The 24443-nt window shown below is 53.6% G+C and carries 20 protein-coding genes; 7 read left to right on the top strand and 13 right to left on the bottom strand.

What is annotated here, in order from left to right:
* Positions 1–6 precede the first annotated feature (6 nt).
* Genes dnaQ through AC4IE8_RS08725 form a run of 3 tightly spaced genes read right to left on the bottom strand, consistent with a single transcriptional unit; the run spans position 7 to position 1944 of the window.
* A complete protein-coding gene (gene dnaQ, locus AC4IE8_RS08715) occupies positions 7–711 on the bottom strand; it encodes a DNA polymerase III subunit epsilon (protein ID WP_068988611.1) in 705 nt (234 codons plus the stop codon).
* A 4-nt stretch (positions 712–715) separates the two neighbouring features.
* Positions 716–1150 carry a ribonuclease HI gene (rnhA, locus tag AC4IE8_RS08720; protein WP_068988070.1) on the bottom strand — a complete coding sequence of 145 codons (435 nt, stop codon included), beginning with the start codon at positions 1148–1150 and terminating at the stop codon, positions 716–718.
* Between the two features lie 32 nt (positions 1151–1182).
* Positions 1183–1944 carry a class I SAM-dependent methyltransferase gene (locus AC4IE8_RS08725; protein WP_068988069.1) on the bottom strand — a complete coding sequence of 254 codons (762 nt, stop codon included), beginning with the start codon at positions 1942–1944 and terminating at the stop codon, positions 1183–1185.
* A gap of 434 nt (positions 1945–2378) precedes the next feature.
* Between AC4IE8_RS08725 and AC4IE8_RS08730 the strand changes: the two genes are divergently transcribed.
* The gene (locus AC4IE8_RS08730) at positions 2379–4058 is read left to right on the top strand and encodes a lytic transglycosylase (RefSeq protein ID WP_068988068.1); all 1680 of its coding nucleotides are present in this window, start codon (positions 2379–2381) and stop codon (positions 4056–4058) included.
* 155 nt (positions 4059–4213) lie between these two features.
* Positions 4214–4402, top strand: coding sequence for a ribonuclease H (locus tag AC4IE8_RS08735; RefSeq protein WP_068988067.1), 189 nt, complete (start codon positions 4214–4216; stop codon positions 4400–4402).
* 141 nt (positions 4403–4543) lie between these two features.
* On the opposite strand, the gene AC4IE8_RS08740 is transcribed toward AC4IE8_RS08735, so the two are convergent.
* Positions 4544–4942, bottom strand: coding sequence for a tautomerase family protein (locus tag AC4IE8_RS08740; protein ID WP_068988066.1), 399 nt, complete (start codon positions 4940–4942; stop codon positions 4544–4546).
* A 105-nt stretch (positions 4943–5047) separates the two neighbouring features.
* Here AC4IE8_RS08740 and AC4IE8_RS08745 point away from each other — a divergent pair, with 105 nt between their 5' ends.
* The gene (locus tag AC4IE8_RS08745) at positions 5048–5929 is read left to right on the top strand and encodes a LysR substrate-binding domain-containing protein (RefSeq protein ID WP_490790814.1); all 882 of its coding nucleotides are present in this window, start codon (positions 5048–5050) and stop codon (positions 5927–5929) included.
* Positions 5930–5986: 57 nt separating this feature from the next.
* On the opposite strand, the gene AC4IE8_RS08750 is transcribed toward AC4IE8_RS08745, so the two are convergent.
* Together AC4IE8_RS08750 and AC4IE8_RS08755 are read right to left on the bottom strand one after the other, a co-directional pair.
* Positions 5987–7726 (bottom strand): PhoPQ-activated protein PqaA family protein, encoded by a 1740-nt coding sequence (locus AC4IE8_RS08750; RefSeq protein ID WP_490790815.1) that lies wholly within the window; start codon positions 7724–7726, stop codon positions 5987–5989.
* Between the two features lie 876 nt (positions 7727–8602).
* A complete protein-coding gene (locus tag AC4IE8_RS08755; protein WP_083225919.1) occupies positions 8603–10345 on the bottom strand; it encodes a PhoPQ-activated protein PqaA family protein in 1743 nt (580 codons plus the stop codon).
* A gap of 659 nt (positions 10346–11004) precedes the next feature.
* On the opposite strand from AC4IE8_RS08755, the gene rhlE reads away from it, so the two are divergent.
* Complete coding sequence (gene rhlE / locus AC4IE8_RS08760; protein WP_083225918.1) at positions 11005–12423, top strand: ATP-dependent RNA helicase RhlE; 1419 nt, start codon at positions 11005–11007, stop codon at positions 12421–12423.
* Positions 12424–12478: 55 nt separating this feature from the next.
* Here rhlE and katG read toward each other — a convergent pair whose 3' ends face one another.
* The 4 genes from katG to AC4IE8_RS08780 form a co-directional block, all read right to left on the bottom strand.
* Positions 12479–14641 carry a catalase/peroxidase HPI gene (gene katG, locus AC4IE8_RS08765; RefSeq protein WP_068988062.1) on the bottom strand — a complete coding sequence of 721 codons (2163 nt, stop codon included), beginning with the start codon at positions 14639–14641 and terminating at the stop codon, positions 12479–12481.
* Between the two features lie 311 nt (positions 14642–14952).
* Positions 14953–16005 carry an ABC transporter ATP-binding protein gene (locus tag AC4IE8_RS08770; RefSeq protein WP_068988061.1) on the bottom strand — a complete coding sequence of 351 codons (1053 nt, stop codon included), beginning with the start codon at positions 16003–16005 and terminating at the stop codon, positions 14953–14955.
* Complete coding sequence (locus AC4IE8_RS08775; protein WP_068988060.1) at positions 15989–17665, bottom strand: ABC transporter permease; 1677 nt, start codon at positions 17663–17665, stop codon at positions 15989–15991. The genes AC4IE8_RS08770 and AC4IE8_RS08775 overlap by 17 nt, the downstream gene beginning before the upstream one ends.
* 138 nt (positions 17666–17803) lie before the next feature.
* Complete coding sequence (locus AC4IE8_RS08780; RefSeq protein WP_490790816.1) at positions 17804–18826, bottom strand: Fe(3+) ABC transporter substrate-binding protein; 1023 nt, start codon at positions 18824–18826, stop codon at positions 17804–17806.
* A gap of 132 nt (positions 18827–18958) precedes the next feature.
* On the opposite strand from AC4IE8_RS08780, the gene cobO reads away from it, so the two are divergent.
* Positions 18959–19495: a cob(I)yrinic acid a,c-diamide adenosyltransferase gene (gene cobO / locus AC4IE8_RS08785; protein WP_068988059.1), complete on the top strand. Its 537-nt coding sequence runs from the start codon at positions 18959–18961 to the stop codon at positions 19493–19495.
* 286 nt (positions 19496–19781) lie between these two features.
* Here the strand turns inward: cobO and AC4IE8_RS08790 are convergent, their stop codons facing one another.
* The gene (locus AC4IE8_RS08790; protein ID WP_068988058.1) at positions 19782–20570 is read right to left on the bottom strand and encodes a TIGR00266 family protein; all 789 of its coding nucleotides are present in this window, start codon (positions 20568–20570) and stop codon (positions 19782–19784) included.
* Between the two features lie 501 nt (positions 20571–21071).
* On the opposite strand from AC4IE8_RS08790, the gene dsbB reads away from it, so the two are divergent.
* Entirely contained in the window at positions 21072–21581 is a 510-nt protein-coding gene (gene dsbB, locus AC4IE8_RS08795; protein WP_068988605.1) for a disulfide bond formation protein DsbB, read from the top strand.
* Here dsbB and AC4IE8_RS08800 read toward each other — a convergent pair whose 3' ends face one another.
* A complete protein-coding gene (locus tag AC4IE8_RS08800; protein WP_068988057.1) occupies positions 21582–22364 on the bottom strand; it encodes an ATP-binding protein in 783 nt (260 codons plus the stop codon). It abuts the gene before it with no gap.
* A gap of 211 nt (positions 22365–22575) precedes the next feature.
* Here AC4IE8_RS08800 and AC4IE8_RS08805 point away from each other — a divergent pair, with 211 nt between their 5' ends.
* A complete protein-coding gene (locus tag AC4IE8_RS08805) occupies positions 22576–22815 on the top strand; it encodes a hypothetical protein (protein ID WP_490790817.1) in 240 nt (79 codons plus the stop codon).
* 38 nt (positions 22816–22853) lie between these two features.
* Here the strand turns inward: AC4IE8_RS08805 and AC4IE8_RS08810 are convergent, their stop codons facing one another.
* Complete coding sequence (locus AC4IE8_RS08810) at positions 22854–24269, bottom strand: sensor domain-containing diguanylate cyclase (protein WP_068988055.1); 1416 nt, start codon at positions 24267–24269, stop codon at positions 22854–22856.
* Between the last annotated feature and the right edge of the window lie 174 nt (positions 24270–24443).

The following is a 24443-nucleotide window of genomic DNA, read 5'->3' on the forward strand; positions in this document are numbered from 1 at the left end:
CGACTGCTACGGCTGTTTGTGCCAGATACAGGCTTCACCCATCGCTTCAAGCTGCCGCTGATGAGCTTCCAACTCGGACTCAACCGCCTGGATCACCTTCAGAGGTGGACGATCGGTGGCCAAACGACGGATATTGTCGGCCGCGCGCTCCTCACCACCCTGCCGACCCAGCTCATCATCCAACACCAGCGCTGCCTGACCGCCGGTCATCATCAGATAGACATCCGCCAGTATCTCCGCATCGAGTAGCGCTCCATGGAGCTCACGATGAGAGTTGTCGATATCGTAGCGTTTACACAGGGCATCGAGGCTGTTCCTCTGCCCCGGATGCATCTTCTTTGCCATCACCAGGGTATCGGTAACCGCGCAAAGGCTGTCAATACGCTGGGAATCATGCATCAGTTTCAGCTCATTATCGAGGAATCCCACGTCAAACGGGGCGTTGTGGATGATCAGCTCGGCGCCGCGTACATACTCCACAAAATCCTGGGCCACATCGCAAAATTTAGGTTTATCGGCAAGAAACTCGTTGGTGATGCCATGCACCTCGATGGCCCCGGCATCGATCTCCCGATCCGGTTGGAGAAACTGATGAAAATTGTTACCGGTCAGCCGTCTGTCAACCAGCTCGACACAGCCGATCTCAATGATCCTGTGGCCCTGTTCAGGCTCCAGACCTGTGGTTTCCGTATCGAGTACGATCTGACGCATCATCCTACAGCTCCTGGATGCCCTTGTTGGCCAGCTGGTCCGCCAACTCATTGCCGGGATGCCCTGCATGCCCTTTCACCCAGTACCAATCCACCTGGTGCTTGTTAACCTCGCTGTCGAGGATCTGCCACAGATCGGCATTTTTCACCGCCTTCCTGGCAGCCGTCTTCCAGCCATTCTTTTTCCAGTTGTGAATCCATTGGGTAATGCCGTTTTTGACATACTGGGAGTCGGTGGTCACAGCGACACGACTGGACCGTTTCAGCTGCTGCAACCCCTTGATGACCGCCAGCAGCTCCATACGGTTATTGGTGGTGGTGGCCTCCCCCCCATAGAGGTGCTTCTCATGATCGCCATAGCGCAAGACCACGCCCCAGCCGCCAGGCCCGGGGTTTCCCTTGCAGGCGCCGTCCGTAAAGAGTTCTACATGCTGTGTCATCGAATTCTGTTGCAATCCATGGTAGGGGTAATTCAGGCACCGTTTCTGATTGTGGGTTCCGCTGCGGTGGGAATGACCCGCTTCTTCACCGACCATTTCGGCCGGATCGGTGTAATCGTCACCACGCGCTTCACCGCCAGTATGATATACACACCACCAAAATTCGGATAGACCTTGTCACCGATCTGTTCCATAAACTGCAACTTCTGCATCACACCCTGGTGCTGGATCGGAGGCCGGTAGTTCAGATACTGGATCTCCAGCAGATCGAAGCCCAGCAGTGCCAGCCAATCCAGTACCCGCCGACTGCTGAAAAAGTGGCCACACCAGGGTGGATTGGATGAGCGCATGCGCAGCAACCTCACCCCACCCCAAAGACTCCAGGGGTTGAAACCACTCAGTAGCAGCTTTCCCTCGGGTATCAGAATCCGCTCAACTTCGCGCAACACCTGGTGCGGATCAAGGGAAAAATCGAGGGTATGGGGCAACAGCACCCCATCCACACTGTCGGTGGCAAACGGCAGATGGCTTGGATCAGCCTGTAATTCACTCGGTTGACCGGAGTTGCCGATCCCCATCACTAGCCGGTTACGGGCTGGACTGAACTGCAACAGCTCCTCACCCACCCCCTGATGACCGATCTGCACCAGATGGTAGCCGAACATGGCAGAGAGATGGCGCTCAAGCGGGATCCGTTCCTGGGCGATAAGATTCGCTCCAAGATGGGTATCGAACCACTCCTGAATGTGATTCTGTTGGCAAGATCGCAGTTTTAGCCGCCTATATTCTCTCATCTGTCAAGCTATCGGCTTTGCTACCGACACTACTGTCAGGTAATCTGTGTTTCTTTTTGAGCGCCGCTCTTAAACCTACTGTTGTGGCATCCGACTCGATTGTCTATCAGTATGGCACCTCAAAGAGGCGAAGGAGCGGCCCTGGTTTGTGCAGGATTCAGGTGTAGCGTCTCATATTGCTAACCGATGTCCCGGCGGTTGTCATGCACTAGAAGGTTATTGCCTGCGCCTGGATAGAAACATTGGGCCGGCGTACCATCACTAAGCAAATCAAGGATTTGCTGTGCAACCGAGCAGCCCCGCCCAGTGATATGTGATGCCACGCGTAACGAGGCCGTAACGATCACAGATTGCAACAGGCGGCCGTTTGTCAGGAGTTCACACTACATGGAAATCATACACGGCTTTGGTTACATTTTCTTTCAGTATTCGGTATGTCAAAGTCACTTAACAGATCGGCAACACTTCTCAGCAAGCCCTACCTGCTCGCAATGAACCTAATACTCACCTGTCTGTTGGCGGCTTGTCAGTCTCTGCCGAACGGCACCGAGGAGTCGGCCTTGACCGAGGTCCCTCTGGACAGCCTCTCCACCGAAACCGTACAGACCCAACCCCTGGCCGGCAGTGAACAGGTAAAACCTGAGTCGATGCCGGAGGTGGCCGAACAACTCTCCGAAGTGGTTGCCTCTCTGCCCGACCCGACACCGGCCCACGCCTGGGACAGAATGCGGCAGAATTTTGCCCTCACCATCCCCAGCAACAGCCGTATCGGCAAAGAGCTGAGCTGGTATCAGAAACACCCGAAATATCTGCAGCGTATCCAAGAGCGGGCCGCCCCGTTTCTGTTTTTCATTCTTGAAGAGATCGACAGGCGGGACATTCCCGCGGAGATCGCCCTGTTACCGGCCGTTGAGAGCGCTTTTCAGCCGTTTGCCTACTCCCCTGGCCGTGCCGCCGGCATCTGGCAGTTCATCCCCTCCACCGGACGCTATTTCGGCCTGAAACAGAACTGGTGGTACGACGGGCGCCGGGATGTCGTCAGCTCGACCCGCGCTGCACTCGACTATCTGCAGCGCCTCAACAAGCAGTTCGACGGTGACTGGGAGCTGGCCCTGGCCGCCTATAACTCGGGTGCCGGCACCGTACGCAGCGCCATCAAACGCAACCGCAAAAAGGCTAAGCCGACCGACTACTGGTCGCTGAAGCTGCCGGATGAGACCAGCGCCTATGTACCCCGCCTGCTCGCACTGGCAAAGATCTTCAAGGACGCGGAAGCCTACGGCATGCCACTGGACCCAATCGCCGACGAGGCCTATTTTGCCACCGTGGATATCAAATCCCAGCTCGATCTGGCGCTGGCCGCCGAGATGGCGGAGCTACCCATCCAGGAGCTCTATCTGCTGAATGCGGGCTTCAACCGCTGGGCCACCGATCCGGACGGCCCCCATAAGCTGACCCTGCCCCTCGACCGGGTTGAACCGTTCAAACAGAAGCTCGCCGCCCTGCCCCAGGAGAAGCGGCTCACCTGGAAACGCTACAAAATCAAGTCCGGTGACTCACTGAGCGTGATTGCCAGTCGACATGGCACCACCGCAAAGCTCATCAGGCAGGTCAACAAACTGCGAGGCAACAAGATTCGCGCCGGCAAACACCTGCTGATTCCGGTATCGAGCAAAAAGATCGATCACTATGTCTACGCCCAGGACCAGCGCAAAGCGGCGATTCAAAACCGCTCCAGAAAAGGCACCAAGCAACACTACCGGGTTCAATCCGGGGACAGCCTCTGGACCATTGCCAGAGCGCATAATGTGAGTTACAAAAAGCTTGCCGCCTGGAACGGTATGGCCCCCGGCGACCCGCTTAAAACGGGCCAGACCTTAGTCATCTGGACCGCCCGCAACCAGACCAGCGCCTCCCTATTGGATCTGCAACCCACAGGCACCCAGAGCCGATTGCACTACAAGGTCAGACGGGGAGACTCTCTCTCCAGAATCGCCCAGAGGTTCAAAGTGTCGGTTGCGGATCTGAAGCGCTGGAACACCATCAAGGGTAAATATCTACAGCCTGGCCAGCGAATCAAGCTGTATGTGGATGTCACCGAACAGACCTTGTGAGCCGGGCTGAAGCCTATCCAGATTGAAAATACCTTGCCCAAAGTGGCCAGGGGATATTGATTCAGATCAAAGAATCACACTTCTTTTTTGACAGCCTGCCGATCCTGGCTGACCATCCCAGTCTATAAATCCATGTCAGTAAGAGGGTTTTGACCATGAGTGAGGATTGCCGACTGAGAGACGGGGTTGAGCTCAATCTACCCGACGTTGAAAAAATCGCTTTGGCTCTGAAATCCCTATCGGTCTATTCGATGCTGGCCTATGAGCATGACGATGACCCGGAAGAGCTGGATGAGGTGGTGCAGGAGGGATTGGATGCCATCCACCGGTTGTTCAACTGCTAACCAACCCTCTCAATAGATTCACCAGCCTGCCAAACAGACAGAAGAAAACATTCGAGCGTAGCTCGAGTGCCCGATCTTTGTAGAACGCCAGATCAATCGACCCATCTTCGAGGCGCCGAGGTAACCGATATGGATGGCCATTCATGTTTGGGCCGTTATGTGACGGCGTTCGTCCTGTGTTACCCCCCCATACCCCCAGTCGGTTGGCGCCAGTTCTTGAATCACCACATAGCTTGCCTCGACCAGAGGACCAAGACTGGCCTCCAACAGTGAATAGGCCTCACTGATCATCAACCGTTTTTCATCTTCACTGTTTGTGTCGGAAGTGATGTAGATCTCCATCAATGCCGATCGGTGGTAAGTGATGGCATCGCCTCCCACCGACCAGTGTTGATTCGGCAGTGAACTGATCAGAACCGCAGTAACCGGTACCGCTTTTCCCAGCACCCGATTGATCAGCCCGGTCACCTGCCGCTGAAGCATGCTGCAAGTGTCGTTGGATAGTGGCTCACCGCTGTGTTGAATCTTGATAACCGGCATGTTGTTTCTCCTTGGGTCCATTTGCCGGTCAAGATAGCCCGCCTATATTAATAAATAAATTGAATCTTTTTTATATTATTCATTTAAAATGCTAATCTATTTATTATGTTTAAAAACCTCGATATCGACCTGTTGCGAACCTTTGTCGCCATTGCAGACCTGGGCGGCTTTGCAAAAGCCGGACGGCATCTGCACAAAACCCAGTCGGCAATCAGCCTGCAGATGAAACGCCTGGAAGCGCAGAGTGGCTCGAAACTGTTTCGCAAAGCCGGTCGGCGACAGCTGCTCACCGAATCCGGTGAGTTATTACTCAACTATGCCCGGCGGATTCTTTCATTGAACGATGAGGCTGCCGCCGCACTGAAACCGATCCCTCTGCAGGGACAGATCCGATTCGGAGTGACCCAGGATTTTGCCGACCGAGGTCTGGCTGCAGTGCTGGCCCGGTTCGCCGATAGCCACCCGGGGGTACGGCTCGATGTTCGGGTCAATCCGAGCTGTGAACTGAAACAGGAAATCGCCAAGGGTAAACTCGATCTCGCCGTCGCCTTTCAGGAACGTGGCGATAGCGGTGATTCTCTGGGAAAACTCCAACTCTCCTGGATTGTCCCGGAACCGTTCAATGAACCGAATGATCAACCCTTGAAGCTGGTTCTATTCGAACCGCCTTGCGTGTTTCGTGATCGAGTGATCAACGCATTGGAGAAGGCATCAATGAGTTGGAGAATCGTCTACACCAGCCCAAGTCTTCCTGGCCTTCTGGCTGCAGTGGAGGCCGGTCTGGGGGTTACAGCCCGCCTGTCAAACAGAAACAGAAACAGAAACAGAAACAGAAACAGAAACAGAAATCCTGTCGCGAGTCTGCCAGAACTGCAACCGGTGGAACTGGCGGTCTACCGTAATCCTCAAGCCACGCCTGCCCCACTGGACGCCCTTGAGAAGATTACAAGAGCGCATATCCAAAACAACCTTGAGGATCTTGTTTAGAGGTTTTTAACAAACACCACAAGCAGCACAGTTCCAGATGTTAATGCTAAGTTTTTATTATCGAGTCAATAGCTGACAAACCCCTCCGGCGAGGCGCGGCTGATCTGTCGCGTAAAGGTGCTCTGCCAATTCATAGATCTGCCAGAATTTGAAGTTTTGATCCTCATAGGCATAGAGGGTGGTATACCAACCCTGCTGATCCGCTTCGACACTCAACCTGGCGGCGATACAGTTACGCTCAGGTCCAGGTGTGTTGAGGTAGCCACTCAGGGTCTGTATATCTCGAATGTACTCGCCGAACACCCGAAATGGCAACATCGCCTGCAGTGCGGGTAGATCGTATTCCAGCGGAGAGCCGACCATGGCCTGGTTGACTTGTTCCTGCCAGTAGTAAATGGCTTTCGGACTGTCCAGGGGATCCTCCACTTCGAAGGGATGTTCGTCCGGCGTGACAAACACCGAGGTGGTATAGACCTGGGGAATGCCTGCTATGCCCGAATAGGTCAATTCCACCAGATAGGCTGTCCATCCTGTTTCCGGCTTGGCGACGCTGACATGATAATCACCATCATCCATAGCTTCGATGATGCTTTCACGCCACGCCTGATCACCCAGGGTCTCCTGGCGGAAGTCCCTGCCATCGGGATTATTCGCCTGCCAGAGTTTGGCCACCAGCGGTATCTGATCGCTGCTGACGATCAACTCGCCGGTTTTACCCAGCTGCCACTCGATAACCGGTCTTGCAACCCCGTTGATATGCGTCTGATTCCAGGCGACCAGCCCCTGGATCATCTCCTGCAGTTTGTTCTCAACCGAGTGGTTGGTGTTCGGCATGATACGCTGCAGCGTCTCTCCGGGTATGTCATGGATATAGGCTTCCGAGGCATCCGGTAGAAAGAATTCGTCACCGGTGGCACTGAGCAGCAGATGGGGCATGGTCAGCGCCTGTTTGTAGCTGATCGGATCGACCAGCTGCTGCAGCAGTCTGCCTTCCGGTGAGCGGATATTTTTCATGATGCCGTTCTGTTCATAAGCCGACAGGGTGTCGGAGTAGAAACCGTAGCTGTTGTAGTGACGCTCAAACTGATCGGCCAGACGCAGTACATTGAACACCCCAGGCGCCACAGCAACCACCCGGGGATCGATCGCTGCCGTCAACCAAGCGATGGCACCATATTTGGAAAACCCGTTGACGATGAACTCATCCACCACCAGACCCAGGGATTCGGCAACAAACGCCTGTGTTGTATCCATGGCGCGAACGCTGGCCTTGGTCATCGGCAGAAAGGCCGACCAGGTGGGATCACCGGTCTGCATACTTTTACGCCAGCTGTAGGCAACCAGCGCATCCTCCTCGAGTGGCTGATCCAGCTCCTTGAACTTCAACGGATGGCCAAGTACCTGACTGATGATCACCTGAATACTCCCGGTAGCGGTCGCCAGAGGCATAAGCTGATCGAAGGATTCAACAGAAGGTGGCGAATCGGTCGCCCCACCGCCAAAAATAGTCAGATTCGCTGTGGTGCCGCTCAATTGATGAGGTACGATGACAGTCAGCCAATGATCCCAAAGTGTTGGCGTTACCTCCTGCTCGGTACGCCAACTCTGCGAGACCATCTTCAGAAAATAGATATCATAATCCTGCCCCGGACGCTCTTCGATCAACCGATAGGCGTAAGCCGGATCATCCTGATAGACATAAGCTTTAAGCGGGGCCGACTGCTCGGCATGCAGCAGACCGGCAAACAACAGAACCAGGCCGGTGACCGCAACAGCCCGACGAAAGAGTCCATTCATTTACTACTCCAACAACTAACAGCAGATACAAATAGCCACGACCCTGCCTCGATCAGGGCGGATAAAACAGTGGAAGGTATTCCTTAAACCACACGCATAGCGTCCAACCGAGATGCATCGGTTGTACAAAGGATTCAATCTGAATCCGTGGGCTCAAGGGAAGGTGGCGGATCGATCGAGCGGCCCCTGCCTAATACAACATTCCATTCAAGCGTTACAGCTCAGGGTAAAAGAATAAACAACCTTTATACCCAGGTCCAGTTACCGTTAATTAAACGACAGCTGATAAAGTCGAAACTGTGAACCCGAAACAGGTAAAAACTCAACGTCTGAACAATATCTGTTTTCAGCGGCAGAGAGCTTGTCTGACACGATTGGAATAATCGTGTTGCAATAATCTACAACTACTTTTTAAAAAACCAAGCGTGCAGACGAGCCCACTACGACCTGTTTTTATCGCATCGGATCATTGCTGTCCCACTAACTTTCAGTCTAACGCGTACAAATCTTAAAGCCCCTCTCCCTTTACGGGAGAGGGGTTGGGGAGAGGGTGTACGCGAAGCGTTTCATGTGAAAGCTAAAGCCGCTTTAACCTTTTATTTTCATCAGGATGATTCTTGGTTAAATGATACCGTTTATTCTCCCCCTCTCCCCCGGCCCCTCTCCCGCAAGGGGAGAGGGGAGCTATTCTTCCCGCCTATTTGGCACACAGATGAAATTCGACTCTTTCCAGCTTTTATTCCCTGCTGCACGATGCTTTTCATGTTTCAACTCCCAATCTGCAAGAAAAGCTAAAGACAATTCATCCGCAAACGGTATAACCTTCGAAGTTAATGGAACAGTAGTATCGGATAAATGCCGGCCTCGATGACAACACTACTGACGGGTCAAAGCCTGGCAGATGCCCGCCGCCAATAGTTGACGGTCTTCAGCATAGAGACGCTCAGCCAGCTGGTAGGTCTGCCAGAACTTGATATTCCGATCACCAACAGCATAGAGCGTTGTATACCAACCCTGCTGCTCCGCCTCTACATTAAGCCTGGCTGCAGTGCAGCTGCGTTTTGCGCCCCACCGATTGAGGTTTTCAGCGAGGGTTTGCGGATCCCGGATATACTCCCCCAGTACCCGGATCGGCAACATCCCCTGCAGGGCATCCAGATCGTAATCGAGCGGTCTTCCCGCCAATGCCCGGTTGACCTGACGCTGCCAATAGGCAGGTTTCTTTGGGTCACCCAGGGGGTCCTCCACTTCGAACGGCAGTTCATCCGGCGTTACAAAGACTGAGGTGGTATAGGTCTGGGGAATGCCGGTCATTCCCGGATAGGTCAGCTCGACCAGATAGGCACTCCAACCGTTTGCAGGTGGTGGTACCGTGACCCGGTATTTACCGTCAGCATCGGGACCGATAATGCTGTCATTCCAGGCCTGATCACCGAGAATTTCCAGACGAAAATCCCTCGCATCGGGATTGCTGGCCTGCCAGAGCTTGGCAACCAGCGGGGTCTGATCGCTGCTCACCACCAGCTCGCCATTATCCTCCAGTTCCCATTCGATCTCCGGTCTGGCAACACCATAGAGCTGTACCTGATACCAGGCGATCAGGCCCAGCATCGTCTCTTCAAATCCGTTCTCCATGGAGTGATCGGTATTCGGCACGATGCGCTGTAGAGTCTCTCCCGGGAGTTCATCGACATAGAACTCGGAGGCATCCGGCAGAAAAAACTCATCACCGGTGGCGTTGAGCAACAGATGGGGCATGGTCAGCGCCTGCTTGTAACTGATCGGATCGATCAGTTGTTCCAGCACCTCGCCCTCCGGAGAGCGGATCTGTTGTAAAACCCCGTTCTCTTCATAGTCCGACACCGCATCGGAATAGAAGCCGTAACTGTTGAAATGGTGCTCAAACTGATCCGCCATATGCAGCACATTGAACACACCGGGCACTACGGCCACCACCCTTGGATCCACAGCAGCGGTCAGCCAGGCGGTAGCGCCACGCTTGGAAAAACCGGTGACGATAAAATCATTCACCACCAGCCCCAGTGAAGCAGCGACGAAATCCTGAGCGGTATCCATGGCACGTACCGCCGCCTTGGTCATCGGCAGATAGGCCGCCCAGGTGGGATCGCCGGTCTCCATGCTTTTACGCCAGCTGTAGGCCACCAGGGCATCCTCCCTGACCGGTGCATCGAGATCGGCAAACTGCAGCTTCTGACCGGGCACCTGACTGATCACCACCTGAATGCTACCGGTGGCTGTTGCCAGCGGCACGAACAGGACCAGATCCTCGGGTTCAGGTGGCGTGGTGGAGAAGCTGCCACCGACGATGGTCAGGTTCGCCGTGGTGGTGGTCAATTGATGGGGCACGATCAGGGTCACCCAGTGATTCCACAGGGTTGGCGTCACCTCCTCCTCGCTGCGCCAGTTCTGGGAATCCATATTGAGAAAATAGGCGTCGTATCCTGCGCCGGGCAGTTGGCCGATCACCCGGTAGGTGTAGGCAGGGTCATCCTGGTAGACATAATCCTTGAGTGGGTTGATCTGTTGGGCGTGGAGCAGTCCGGTAGTTAGCAACAACCAAACGACTGACAACATAGACTTTCTAATCACTCTAATCATTACACTCTCCCTTTAGTAACGGTCGAAGATTATGAGAATCACTCCCTATTCATCTGAGACTTTTTATCTGCAACAGAGCAAACCTGGCAACGCCCAATATAGGTCGAGCCATGAAATAAATGGTGTCGTGACAGATTCTCAGGGGAAGAAGAGGGGTCAAACGGAAAATCCTTTTCTAATTTGCCAATCCGTTGCAAAGAACAGTTGCAGTGAACTCAAGAATATAGTCAGCCTGGGTCCAAGTCCAGCATCGGTTCCATGTTGTGATATTAGCCTGCTGCCAACAGATTAAGAGGATCATTTAATACTGTTCTGATTTTTAAACAGGATTGTTGTGAAAAGGAGGAATTGGCTAATCCGAGCCATGCGAAATGATTTCTGAGTTCTTTTGTGTTAATGTGCACGGCTTGCGCTTGACCGGTTAGCGCTTAACAACGATCAATTAGTCGTTCAGAATACCTAGAGCCGTTCGCTTCTCCCCTTCGGGAACAGAGCCTCCCGCTTAAGATATCAGATACTTTTCCAGCCGACCGGCTCCCGCCAGCATTGCTGTCGCCGGGAAGGAAAACTCCTCTCTGGAATACCTAAATTTATAGAATGTGGCCACTTGACCCACTTGCTTAGCATCTATGGTTCGGTGGTTACGGAGTAGAATTTTTATGTCATTCGATAGTCTCGGTCTGTCGACCGATCTCCTGCGCGCCGTTGGTGAGCAGGGTTATACAGAACCCACCCCAATTCAGCGTAAGGCAATCCCGATTATCCTGTCAGGTAAAGATGTCATGGCCGGCGCACAAACCGGTACGGGAAAAACGGCCGGCTTCACGCTTCCGCTGCTGCAAAGGCTTGCGGATAAACCGACCACCAAAGGCAAACGCCCAGTTCGCGCTCTGGTATTAACCCCCACCCGGGAGCTGGCCGCCCAGGTCGGTGAGAGTGTCGATACCTACGGTCGGCATACATCACTGCGCTCCACGGTCATCTTCGGCGGGGTCAAGATCAATCCCCAGATCGCCAAACTGCGCCAGGGTGTCGACATCCTGATCGCCACACCAGGCAGACTTCTGGATCACGCCTCACAGGGCACGGTTGATCTTTCCCGGGTTGATATACTGGTGCTGGATGAAGCGGACCGGATGCTGGACATGGGCTTCATCCATGACATCCGCAAGGTGCTTTCACTGTTGCCCGCCAATGGCACAAGACAGAACCTGCTCTTCTCCGCAACCTTCTCCAATGAGATCAAGAAGCTGGCCGGACAACTGTTGGATCATCCCGAGCTGATCGAGGTCGCCCGGCGAAATACCACCGCTGAGCGAATCAAACAGGTGATTCACCCCGTCGACAAACGCCGTAAACGGGAGATGCTCAGCCATATGATCGGCTCTGGAAACTGGCAACAGGTACTGGTCTTCACCCGCACCAAGCATGGGGCGAATCGTCTGGCGCAGCAGCTGGAAAGAGACGGCCTTACAGCGGCGGCAATCCATGGCAACAAAAGCCAGGGTGCGCGAACCCGTGCGCTGGCCGGTTTCAAAAACGGTCAGGTCCGGGTGTTGGTGGCAACCGACATTGCGGCCCGCGGCCTGGATATCGATCAGCTTCCCCACGTGGTGAACTACGAGCTACCCAACGTGCCTGAGGATTATGTGCACCGTATCGGTCGTACCGGTCGTGCCGGTAATGAAGGTGAAGCCATCTCCCTGGTCTGTGTCGATGAGCACAAATTGCTGAAGGATATCGAACGTCTTTTGAAAGGCAGGATTCCACAAGTGACGGTTGAAGGCTATGAACCGGATCCGACCATTAAAGCGGAGCCTGTTCAGAAACAGAGAAACAACAATCCTCGCAATAACGATAGAAGAGCAGCTGGCAGCAACAATCGCTCAAGAGACGGTAAAAAAGGATCAACCGGAAAGTCTCAACAATCGGCTAAACGACATGCCGACAAGGATCAGCAAAAAGGCAAGAACCCACGTAAACACAATCGGGCCACTCAGACTGAGGAAGCCGCCAAGCCCCGTCGCCATTCAGCGGTCAAACGAAAAAAAGAGACCGCGGCCTTATTGGGTGGCTGAACAGTTGAAGCGTAACACCCAGGCCGGTTTAACCAGGCCTGGGTGTTTTTTCTGTTTATTTAAGATCGAAACGATCCAGGTTCATGACTTTATTCCAGGCGGAAACGAAATCTTGCACAAACTTTTCAGTTGAATCGTCTGCCGCATAGACTTCCGCCAATGCCCGCAGTTCAGAGTTTGAACCGAAGACCAGATCGACCCGGGTGGCACTCCATTTAACCTCCCCGCTGTCACGGTCCCGACCTTCAAACAGATTGTCCTCCCCGCTGACCGGTTGCCATTCAGTCTGCATATCCAGCAGATTGACAAAGAAGTCATTGGTCAGGGCTTCCGGGCGATCGGTAAACAGACCGTGACTACTCTGTTCGTAGTTGCTGTTGAGAGCCCGCATACCACCGACCAGCACCGTCATCTCAGGTGGTGTCAGGGTCAAAAGCTGGGCTCTATCCAGCAACATCTCTTCAGGCGAAACCGCGTATTCGGCTTTCCGGTAGTTGCGGAAACCATCCGCCTCCGGTTCGAGCACAGCAATCGAGTCCACATCGGTCTGCTCCTGGGAGGCATCCATCCGTCCCGGAGTAAAAGGCACCTGTACATCGTGACCTGCACGCCTGGCCGCCTCTTCTACAGCGGCACATCCGGCAACAACAATCACGTCGGCCATCGACACCGGTTTATCAAACTCATTGCGAACCTGTTCCAGAATCATCAACACCCGGCTCAACTGATCCGGCTGATTGACCGGCCAATCCTTCTGTGGCGCGAGTCGGATCCGCGCACCATTGGCACCACCGCGCATGTCGGAACCACGGAAGGTTGAGGCGGACGCCCAGGCGGTTGCCACCAACTCGGCAACGGAACACTCCGTTTCCAATATCGCGTCCTTAAGCCGGGCGATATCCTGATCGTCAATCAACTCATGGTCGACTGCAGGTATCGGATCCTGCCAGATCAGCTCCTCTGCCGGAACCTCCGCTCCGAGATAACGGCTTCTCGGGCCCATATCCCGGTGGGTCAACTTGAACCAGGCACGGGCGAAGGCATCGGCAAACTCATCGGGATGCTCGTAAAAGCGACGTGAGATCTTCTCGTACTCGGGGTCGAACCTCAGCGCCAGATCCGTGGTTAGCATTTTTGGAACATGACGACGCTCAGGATCATGGGCATCCGGCACCGAGCCCTGCCCCGCACCATGTTTGGGTATCCACTGATGAGCACTGGCCGGACTCTTGCTCAGCTCCCACTCATAGCCGAACAGATTCCAGAAAAAATTGTTACTCCACTGGGTCGGTGTCGAGGTCCAGGTGACTTCAAGACCACTGGTGATGGCATCCCCTGCCTTTCCCGAGCCATGACTGCTCTGCCAACCGAACCCCTGGGCTTCGATCGGGGCCGCTTCCGGCTCCGCTCCCACCAGGGCGGCATCACCCGCACCATGGGTCTTACCAAAGGTGTGTCCACCGGCGATCAGCGCCACGGTCTCTTCATCATTCATCGCCATCCGGGCAAAGGTTTCACGAATATCCTTCGCCGCTGCCAGGGGATCGGGATTACCGTTTGGGCCTTCCGGATTTACATAGATCAATCCCATCTGTACGGCAGCCAAGGGGTTTTCAAGGGCTTCATGGTCACCGGCATAACGCTTGTCCTCCAGCCACGCCTGCTCCATTCCCCAGTAGATATCCTTTTCCGGTTCCCAGATATCCGCTCGACCACCGGCAAAACCGAAGGTCTTGAATCCCATGCTCTCCAGGGCAACATTACCGGCCAGAATCATCAGGTCAGCCCAGGAGATACTGCGTCCATACTTCTGCTTGACCGGCCAGATCAGACGCCGCGCCTTATCCAGGTTGCCGTTGTCGGGCCAGCTGTTGACCGGGGCAAAACGCTGGTTACCGGTACCGCCACCCCCGCGCCCATCACTGGTGCGATAGGTCCCGGCACTGTGCCAGGCCATGCGGATAAAGAGTGGACCGTAGTGACCGAAGTCTGCCGGCCACCAATCCTGAGAGTCGGTCATCAGCTCACGGAGATCCTGTTTCACGGCCTGCAGATCCAGGCTTTTGAAGGCTTCCGCATAATTGAACTCTTCACCCAACGGATCGGACCTGGATGAGTGTTGACGAAGGATCTCCAGGCGCAGTTGATTGGGCCACCAGTCATGATTGGTGGTACCGCCGCCTGCCGTATGGTGAAAGGGGCATCTATTCTCAGACATAGTCATCTCCTTATTCGTTATTCAGGTTTTATCACCCGTAGTGGGATCACCTGTATTAACTCTATGCCTGATCTATTAATTGTTAAAATCGTTTATTACTTTAACAACTATAGTATATGCCTATCATTAATTCCCCAGCTTGGATCGGTTTGAAAAACGCATAAAAAACCAGAAAAACAAGCCACAAACAGTCAAGAGTTGGCGCAATAAGAAATCATTTAAGAATCAGCCTTGGGATAGGCATTTTATAAGAATTCCCTTTGCGACTGTTCGCGTACATGAGCAGCCACAAGACAATCAGCAATCAATCCCTAATCGGCCACGACAGGAAAGGCCACCACATGGTCCACATAGAGGCGTATACCGATCATCTCACCCACATCGTGATCATGGTGACTCTGCACCAGACAGAGCAACTCAGTGCCATCCTCGAGTGCCAGGGTATAGAGATATTCGGCCCCCTGGAATACCTTGTCGACAATCCTCAGCTTGAAATCACTGTCGTCATCATGCACCACATCATCGGGGCGAATCAGTAACTCCACCCGCTCACCGGCAGTGGGTTGTTTGACAAACTCCCCATGGATCTTACCCAGCGCGGACTGAATATCACCATCCTGAGTCACCTTACCGGGGATCATCGCACCCTGACCGATAAAATCGGCAACGAACCGGTCGTTGGGACGATGGTAGAGGGAGTAACCGTTATCCCACTGGCGTAACCGCCCATCACCCAGTACGCCAATAGCATCAGCCAGGGCAAAGGCCTCCAGTTGATCGTGGGTCACCAGAATGGCGGTCACCTCCTCACGCTTCAATATATCCCTGACCTCACGGGCAAGCTGTTCCCGTAACTCCACATCCAATCCGGAGAAGGGCTCGTCCAGCAACAGAATATCGGGTTGGGGCGCCATCGCCCGTACCAGTGCCACCCGCTGCTGCTGACCACCAGATAACTGATGAGGATACTTCTTCTGCGTACCGGACAGACCCACCAGGGCCAACAGGGATTTGACCCGCTCTCTTCGTTGCGCCTGACTCTGTCCACGCAGGCCAAAGGCGATATTGTCTTCAATGTTCAGGTGGGGATAGAGTGCGAAATCCTGAAACACCATGCCAACCCGCCGTTTCTCCGGCGCCATGGTCTCACCAGGACGGGATACACATCGGCCATGCAGCAGTATCTCTCCCTTGGCCAGCGGCTCAAAACCTGCGATTGCCCTGAGCAGACTGGTTTTGCCACAACCGCTGGGCCCCAGCAGACAGCCGATCACCCCGCGTTGCAGTTCGAAACTGACATCATCAACCACAGTCTGACGACCGTATTTGACGCTTGCATGTTTGACGCTAAGTTGGTTCGGCATGACGGGACCGGGTAATCGATCGGCTTAATAAAATTACGGGCAGTATTCCAACAGCCACAATGGTCAGAGAGGCGTAGGAAGCATCCGCCAGCCGTTCATCTGAAGCCAGCTCATAAGCCCTGACCGCGAGGGTGTTGTAGTTGAAGGGCCTTAGTATCAGGGTAGCCGGCAACTCTTTCAATACGTCAACGAAGACCAACAGCAGGGCGGTCATCAAACTGCCTTTCAACATCGGCATATGCACCCGGTGAATGATCTCCTTGGAGCCCACCCCCATGGAGAGGGCGACTTCATCCATGGTCGGCCGGATTTTACCCAGCCCCGCCTCCACGGTCTGTAGCGAGACAGCGAGAAACCGCACCAGATAGGCAAAAATCAGCGCCACCAGGGTACCACTGAGCAGCAAACCCGTGGACCAGCCAAACTGGGTCCGCATCCAATCATCCAGGGCATTGTCGAAGGCGGCAAAGGGGATCATCACACCGATCGCAATCACAGTCCCTGGTATGGCGTAGCCCATACCAGCGGTTCGCACCGCCAGCACCACCGGCCAACTGCCATACTGGCGCTTGCCATAACTGAGAAACAGAGCCAGCAACAGGGCCAGACCCGAAGCCGATGCGGCCAGTAACAGACTGTGGCTGATCAGACTCAGAAAACGCCCATCCAGGCTCTCCTCGGCCGTGGTCAATGCCCACCAGAGCAGCTGACCTGCAGGCAGTAAAAAACCGAAAAACAGGGCGCCGAAGCAGATCATAAAGGCCATAAAAGATTGCAGGCGGGTCAATTGAAAGCGTGTCAATGACTGGTGTCGTTGGGTGGTGTGATGGTAGCGGGCCTGCCTGCGGGAGCCCTTCTCGATCAATATCAAGGTAAATACCACCAGCAGCAACATGGCAGACAACTGGGCTGCTGCTGCTGCATTGTTCAATCCGTACCAGGTACGGAAAATTCCGGTGGTAAAGGTCGAAACGCCAAAGTACTGCACTGTGCCGTAATCGGCCAAAGTCTCCATCAGCGCCAGGGAGAGACCGGCCACGATGGCGGGTCTCGCCAGTGGCAGAGCAACCATGAAAAAGGTCCGCCAGGGACCGTTGCCAAGGGTTCTGCTGACGTCCAACACACAGATCGACTGGCCCATGAAGGCCGCCCTGGAGAGTAGATAGACATAGGGGTAGAGCACCAACGCCAGCATCAGTGCGGCACCCTCTATGGAGCGGATCTCTGGAAACCAGTAGTCTCCGTAGCCCCAGCCGGTGAGCTCCCTGAGCAGGGTCTGTACCGGGCCGGCAAAATCGAAAAGCCCGGTATAGGTATAAGCGATGATATAGGCCGGTATGGCCATTGGCAGCAGCAGCGCCCACTCAAACAACCAACGCCCCGGAAACTGGCACATACTGGTAAGCCAAGCGGTACTGACGCCCAGCAGCAACACACCGATTGCAACACCCACCATCAACAGCAGGGAGTTGATCACATAGTCCTGAAGCACCGTGGCCGCCAGATGCTCCCACACCTCTCCCGCCGGTTCCAACAGATAGCTGAGCACGACCAACACCGGCACCGCCAGCAGTAGGGCGATGCTGATCACTCCCAGGCTCCAGCCATTGGTATGGAACGGGAGACGTGGCAGTAGCCGCTTGTCAGAGACCAATTGCATAACAACCTGCCTCAACAACAGCCAGGGGAAGACCACCGACACAGCCCATCAAGCCGACCGGTGACACCCTGTTGACCTTCTCAACACCCAACCACATACTCCGCAACAAATCAGCCAAAGATCGGCTAATCATGCCAGTTATTTCCAACCGGCGCGATCCATCAATTTAAGCGCTTCAGGATTGAGCTCACCCAGGCGACTCAGGTTGAGGCCATCCATGCTGAACTTTCCCCAGGCCTGCAATGTCTCTCCCGCTGCCACATTACTGCGAACCGGATACTCACCATTGGTCTCTGCGTACCATGCCTGGGCGGATTCACCGAGCAGGAACTCGAGCAGTTTTATCGCTGCCTGTTTGTGTTTGGCGGTCTTGATCAGGGCCGCGCCACTGATATTCACATGGGCTCCGCGTCCAGCCTGATTGGGCCAGAACACACCCATCTTCTCAGCAGCCTGACGTTGCGCTTGATCCTTTGATTTCAACATTCCCGCCAGATAGTAAGTGTTGGCCACCGCGATATCACAGAGGCCGGCTGCTGCCGCCTTGATCTGATCCCGGTCACCACCTTTGGGGGGACGGGCAAACTGTTTGACGAATGATTTGGCCCAGGCCTCGGTCGCTTCAAGACCGTTCGCTTCGATCATCGAGGCCACCAGGGACTGATTATAGATATTGCCTGAGGAACGGATGCAGATCCGGCCCTTCCATTGAGGGTCGGTCAGCGCCTCATAGGACGAGAGCGTGGCTGGGTCCACCTTGCCTTTGACATACAGTATCGGCCTTGCTCGCAAGGAGAGACCGAACCAGTGACCTTGCGGATCCCGATAGTTACTGGGTACGACCTTATTCAGCAATTCAGAATCTACAGTCTGAGTCACGCCGGCCGCTTTGGCCCGGTGCAAACGGCCTGCATCGGTGGTGATCAGCAGATCCGCTGGGGTATTTCGTCCTTCACTCTGCAGCCGCTGCAGCAGAGCGTCCGCCTTCCCGGTCACCAGGTTGACCTCGATACCTGTCTCTTGAGTAAACCTGTCCAATAGTGGTTTGATAAGCTTCTCTTTACGTGCAGAGTAGAGATTAACCTCATCAGCGCTGGCCACCACAGGTAGCAATAGACTCAGCACCAGGGGAGCAAGGATGAGTTTGGAAAAAATTGACACGATAAGGTCTCCTTTGGGAGTATTTTGAATGGCATATGCAAATGATAACGATTTTCATTTGATTTCGCAACATCCCCCCCTCCCAAATTTGCCAACCACCACAGAAACGGCGTTGAGGATCGGTAGATAAGCATGAAACAGCGAGAAAAGCGCAACGGTCTGACCCTGGTTCACACCGGTGACGGAAAAGGTAAATCTTCCAGTGCCTTCGGCATGGTGTTTCGCGCTGCCGGTTGGGACATGAAGGTATTGGTGATTCAGTTCATCAAGGGCAAATGGAAAACCGGGGAACAGCAAGCTGCTTCCCGGTTTGACAATATCGAGTGGCACGCCTTGGGAGACGGCTTTACCTGGGATACCAACAATCCACAACAGGACCAGCAGACGAGCCGGGAGATCTGGTCATTCTGCCAACAGAAAATCCTCTCGGAAGCCTATGACCTGGTGGTCCTGGATGAGATCAACTATTGCTGCAGCTATGGCTGGCTCAGCGGTGAGGAGATTGCCGATTTCATCAAACACTCAAAACCCAAATGGGTGCATCTGGTACTGACCGGACGGCAAGCACCGGAGGAGGTGATTGAGGTTGCTGACACGGTGACGGAGATGGGGCTGGTCAAACACGCCTTCGAGCAAGGAATCAAAGCGGAACAGGGGATCGAGTTTTAGCGGCATTTTGTGGGGCAGGATCCTATTCTGAGCTCTGATAACTCTGACCTGGTGGTGCCGGTTGAGCATTCGGTGGGGCATGGCCCCACCCTACCGGTTAATTCACAGTGTAGGGTGGGGCCATGCCCCACCTAAAACTTTACTAACGCTAAGCCACACCCAGGCAAGGTGGACCTATTTGAACCACGGGGGAAGTCATAGCTTGCGCTAAAAGCCTTCTTGAAATCACAGGCTTAGCTAAGATTGCAGCGACACTAATATCAAATCTTAGAACCGGATCGGTGACTCAATCACCATCAAAAACCCGGCCGATTCCACCAAGCACGGATCCTTCACCCTTGTCTGAACCTCCGCCAGAAGGCGCATTGGCCAGGATACGATCCGCCATGCGTGAGAAAGGCAGGCTCTGCAACCAGACTCTGCCATGCCCCTTGAGGGTGGCAAGAAACAGCCCTTCCCCACCGAACACCATTGACTTCAAATTACCAGCACGCTGTATGTCATAGTCGATGCCATCGGTAAATCCCACCAGACACCCGGTGTCCACACGCAAGGTCTCACCGTTGAGCTGTTTTTCCACGATGGTTCCCCCGGCCTGGATAAACGCCATGCCGTCACCTTCCAGGGACTGCAGAATGAAACCCTCACCACCAAACAGACCGGTGCCAATCCGCCGATTGAAAGCGATATCCACCTTAGTGCCGAGCGCGGCGCAGAGAAATGCATCTTTCTGACAGGTCACCTTCTCACCCAGCTTTGCCATATCCAGGGCGACGATATTGCCTGGATAGGGCGCCGAAAAAGCTACCCGCTGCTTGCCTGATCCACGGTTGGTAAAGTGAGTGGTGAATATGGACTCACCGGTAAACACCCGCTTGCCGGCAGAAAACAGCTTACCCATAAACCCCTCATCCGGATTGGAGCCATCCCCCATTTTGGTTTCGAAATCGACACCCTCCTCCAGATAGGTCATCGCACCTGCTTCGGCTATCACCGTCTCTCCCGGATCGAGTTCCACCTCGACCAGTTGCATCTCCGAACCCAGAATCTCATAGTCAACTTCGTGACAGCGCATTGGCAAAACTCCTGTAATTATTCGCTCGCAAAATCAGTTATCTTCAATGAATCCACCATTTACCAACCTGGTGAATCAATCAAAGCATCCCTATATCATAGTCAGTGTCTTCTTCAACCTGTAATCCTTAAGGAACCTCTGACTAAGTCTGAGCCGAACAGATTGTCGATCAAAACGTGCCGGTTCGAGGTACAGATCGCACCTAGTAGCCGGCTATTGCAAAGATCTGTAACGCAGAAGCGGTGCTTTTTGACCACAAGATGTCGGTTCATGACTTGTTCCGAGGTTCCTTTAAGCCACACTCTATAAAGCATTGTTATGGAACAATGATGAGAAATGTGTGACAAAAGAGAGCGAAGCATTTAAAAAGTTTCCATAGCCATCATGGCAGGGTTAACAGGCCCGAACCGACTGCCGTATACAATGACAAAAATTAACAGATCAGATTCACAAAATATAGAATCCTCAACCATTGAAATCGTTCATAAATCAGAAGCTGTCATGACTCACCATCGTACTCTTAGCTGGCTATTCCTCGCGGCAACCACGCTGACGCTGGAACTCGCGGCACTCTATTTCCAGCATGTCATGTCACTTGAACCCTGTGTGTTATGCATCTATCAGCGTGTCGCTGTAGGCATACTCTTCATCGCTTTCCTGACCGGCGCCATCGCCCCCCATCTTTCAATCGTACGTGGGTTCAGCTATCTCATCTGGTCTGCGGGGGCACTCTGGGGGCTCTATCTGGCACTCAAACAGTCCGGGCTTCAGCTGGGTATCATTCCACCATCCATGAGCTGTGATGTGAACGCCAAATTCCCGGATTGGCTGAAACTTGATGAGTGGTTTCCCACCATCTTTCAAGCGTCGGGTTTCTGCGATGATATACAGTGGCAATTCATCGGCCTCAGCATGGCCCAGTGGTTGATCGTCATCATGGCAGGCTACCTGCTGTTACTCTCGCTTTTTATCTTTTTGGACATACGTGCCAGAGTTACCAGAACAGCATAATCAACAATCTTCCAGCTGTTCACTGCCCAAGTAGGCTTTGTAAAACTGCAGTGCGGCCCGCCCGCTCTTTGAGCCTCCTCTCGCCATGGCAAAATGTTTAGCGGCTTCGTGCAGCCGCTCTCGGTCACCGGTAAAATCCTTGAAATAGTGATCGATAATAGCCAGGTAACCCTGCCAATTGACCGGATAGAAAGAGAGCCATAAGCCGAACCGATCAGAAAGCGCCAGTTTCTCCTCCACAGTATCGCCCAGGTGAAGATCCCGCCCTACCAGCACCGCATCCTGGTTATCCTGCATCGACTCCGGTAGCAAATGGCGGCGATTCGAGGTTGCATAGATCAGTACATTCTCCGGTGGTGCTTCAATTGACCCATCGAGCACGCTCTTCAATGCCCGGTAGGAGGCTTCACCCTGTTCAAATGTCATATCGTCACAAAACACGATGAACTTTTGCGGCAGATCCCTGATCTCATCGACGATTTCCGGTAACTCCACCAAATCGTTTCGATCCACTTGAATCAATCGCAAACCCTGGCGCCAATAGTTGTTCAACAGAGCTTTGATCAACGAAGATTTACCAGTACCACGAGAGCCCCAGAGCAGAGCATTATTGGCTCCATCACCGTTGAGAAACCGTTCGGTATTCTTGATCAACTGGCGTTTCTGCTCATCGATACCAACCAACTGGGAGAGCATGATTGGATCGATGCGCTCAATCCCTCGCAGGTAGCCTTTGCGCGGACGCCAGACAGCGGCATTGATCTTCTGCCAGTCAATCGACATGATTCAGTCACCTTATGTTATGGAAGGGTTGCTTCAACCGATCCTTATTACCAAACCAACGCTCATACCCATCACATGGATCTCCGACTATCCGTGACACAGACCATTGCTCGGAGCTTTCATCAAAGCTTCACATTCCACAGGTTAGAATTCAACTCTAACCGAAGAATTGCGGCAGGTAGAGAGACTTCACCAACCCGTTTGAATGATCATGAAATGGCTCTACCTATCTATTGGCTCACTATCCATCCTGAGTGGCCTGATCACCTTCCTGCTGCCGGTGCCCATCGGGGTGCCACTGCTCTTGATCGGCACGCCGATCATCATGCGTCACTCCCCGACCGGTCGGCGCTGGATCATGCACCTGCTCAGACGATTTCCAGCCTTGCGGAAACGTATCAAGAAACATGAGGCGCGCATTGCCAAACATCTGGGCGATGATCAGTCCTGATGACGCTTAAGCGGGGCTCTGAATAAAAAGTTCAGCTGTTACTGATCCGCTACCACAACACAGTTTCGCCCTTTTGCCTTGGCCTCATAGAGTGCGTAGTCAGTACGTTTCAGACAGTTGTCCAAAACCTCACCGGGCTGGTACAGGGAGACACCGAAACTGGCGGTTACCACCAGCTGTTTATCAATCAGTGTCATCGGATTGCCGGACAGATCATCACACAGACGTTGAGCCAACAGTCTGGCTTCCGCCAGTTGGGTTTCCGGGCAGAGAATCATAAACTCTTCACCACCCCAGCGACCCAGCTCATCCGCCTCACGAATCCGGCTTTTGAGTTGTTTGACGATATATTTCAATACCTGATCGCCGATATCATGACCGTAGCTGTCATTGATCTGCTTGAAATGATCCACATCCAGCAGGATGATGCAGAAGCTCTCTGAACCCCGTTCGGTCTGTGAGACCACCTGATCCAGACGCCGGGTCATGGCGCGGCGGTTCAGAGAGTTGGTCAGATAATCGATGCGTGAAGTCTCTTCAAGCATCTGTTCAACATGCTTTCTTTCTGCGATCTCCCTCAACAGCTTTTGATTCGTTTGCACCAGTTCCATGGTACGGCTCTCGACCCGTTCCTCCAGGTCATCGTGAGCGTTGCGAAGTGCCATCTGGTTGGTCTCGATCTGTTGCTGTTTGACCTCCAGTCTTTGCGACATCAAATCAAAAGCACGCGCCAACTGATCGATTTCATCACCATTGGCCTGATTACCATTTGACTGCTCATCGGGGGCTATCCTGGCAAAACGGGTGGTCAGATCGGTGATCCGACGTGTTAGATTTTGCGATAAAAGCCGGCTGAATATCATCGCCAGGATCACAGACAGAGCCAGTGACAAAAAGCCGGCGAGTCGAATCTGTTCGAACTTCTTCTTCACCTCATCGGCTCGCATATCGATACCGACCAGATAGTCATCATTACCCGCCTGTACCGGAGAGTATCCAGATAGGAACACTCCCCAACGATCTTCTGCCAGCTCCTTGTCGACCGAGGGACGAAGAAATCCTTCCATCAGGGTAGCGATATCAGGCTCATAGATTTCACCCGGGAAGGCCGGTTCCTGCATGTCCGAATCCAGTACAAAGGCCGCCTTGTCATCCACCTTTCTCATCACATAGATAAAGGCGATATCGGGATTGGTTTTCACATAACTGCGGAGTTGATTGACGTAGTGCTGATAGTTGGGTGATGTCATATCCTTCTCTTCCCTGATCTGATCCAACTGTGCATCCTGCAGACTGCTGCTGATCAGGGAAGCACTATTCATTAACCGCGACTGCAGGGCATGCATCAGATTTTCGATGGCGCTATGGTAGAAGTAGCTGCCGACACTTCCGGAAACCAGAATAATGGCAGCAAAGTGGCTTAAAAACAGTTTGGTCTGGATGGTGAATCTCATAGGGAAGCGTTCTAGCTATCTTCTTACAGCGCGGCTAGAGAGGCACTCTAGTGGGCCATGCGGTTAATTCGACGACGCATTTTTAGCGCGATTTACTGAAGCAATTATTTTCTCGGCACTTTTTGTCCAACGAAATGGTTTAGCGCTGTATTTATTGTGGACTTTCACATATCG

The organism is Candidatus Thiodiazotropha sp. AKAK2 (assembly GCF_058244685.1).

Bases quoted from the DNA above. Each gene is read 5' to 3' on its own strand.
- AC4IE8_RS08740 (WP_068988066.1), bottom strand. From the start codon at position 4,942: ATGCCGGTTATCAAGATTCAACACAGCGGTGAGCCACTATCCAACGAC.
- dsbB (WP_068988605.1), top strand. From the start codon at position 21,072: ATGACTCACCATCGTACTCTTAGCTGGCTATTCCTCGCGGCAACCACG.
- dnaQ (WP_068988611.1), bottom strand. From the start codon at position 711: ATGCGTCAGATCGTACTCGATACGGAAACCACAGGTCTGGAGCCTGAA.
- AC4IE8_RS08810 (WP_068988055.1), bottom strand. From the start codon at position 24,269: ATGAGATTCACCATCCAGACCAAACTGTTTTTAAGCCACTTTGCTGCC.
- AC4IE8_RS08750 (WP_490790815.1), bottom strand. From the start codon at position 7,726: ATGAATGGACTCTTTCGTCGGGCTGTTGCGGTCACCGGCCTGGTTCTG.
- AC4IE8_RS08745 (WP_490790814.1), top strand. From the start codon at position 5,048: ATGTTTAAAAACCTCGATATCGACCTGTTGCGAACCTTTGTCGCCATT.
- AC4IE8_RS08730 (WP_068988068.1), top strand. From the start codon at position 2,379: ATGTCAAAGTCACTTAACAGATCGGCAACACTTCTCAGCAAGCCCTAC.
- AC4IE8_RS08805 (WP_490790817.1), top strand. From the start codon at position 22,576: ATGAAATGGCTCTACCTATCTATTGGCTCACTATCCATCCTGAGTGGC.
- AC4IE8_RS08755 (WP_083225919.1), bottom strand. From the start codon at position 10,345: ATGATTAGAGTGATTAGAAAGTCTATGTTGTCAGTCGTTTGGTTGTTG.
- rhlE (WP_083225918.1), top strand. From the start codon at position 11,005: ATGTCATTCGATAGTCTCGGTCTGTCGACCGATCTCCTGCGCGCCGTT.
- AC4IE8_RS08735 (WP_068988067.1), top strand. From the start codon at position 4,214: ATGAGTGAGGATTGCCGACTGAGAGACGGGGTTGAGCTCAATCTACCC.
- rnhA (WP_068988070.1), bottom strand. From the start codon at position 1,150: ATGACACAGCATGTAGAACTCTTTACGGACGGCGCCTGCAAGGGAAAC.
- AC4IE8_RS08790 (WP_068988058.1), bottom strand. From the start codon at position 20,570: ATGCGCTGTCACGAAGTTGACTATGAGATTCTGGGTTCGGAGATGCAA.
- AC4IE8_RS08770 (WP_068988061.1), bottom strand. From the start codon at position 16,005: ATGCCGAACCAACTTAGCGTCAAACATGCAAGCGTCAAATACGGTCGT.
- katG (WP_068988062.1), bottom strand. From the start codon at position 14,641: ATGTCTGAGAATAGATGCCCCTTTCACCATACGGCAGGCGGCGGTACC.
- AC4IE8_RS08775 (WP_068988060.1), bottom strand. From the start codon at position 17,665: ATGCAATTGGTCTCTGACAAGCGGCTACTGCCACGTCTCCCGTTCCAT.
- AC4IE8_RS08725 (WP_068988069.1), bottom strand. From the start codon at position 1,944: ATGAGAGAATATAGGCGGCTAAAACTGCGATCTTGCCAACAGAATCAC.
- cobO (WP_068988059.1), top strand. From the start codon at position 18,959: ATGAAACAGCGAGAAAAGCGCAACGGTCTGACCCTGGTTCACACCGGT.
- AC4IE8_RS08800 (WP_068988057.1), bottom strand. From the start codon at position 22,364: ATGTCGATTGACTGGCAGAAGATCAATGCCGCTGTCTGGCGTCCGCGC.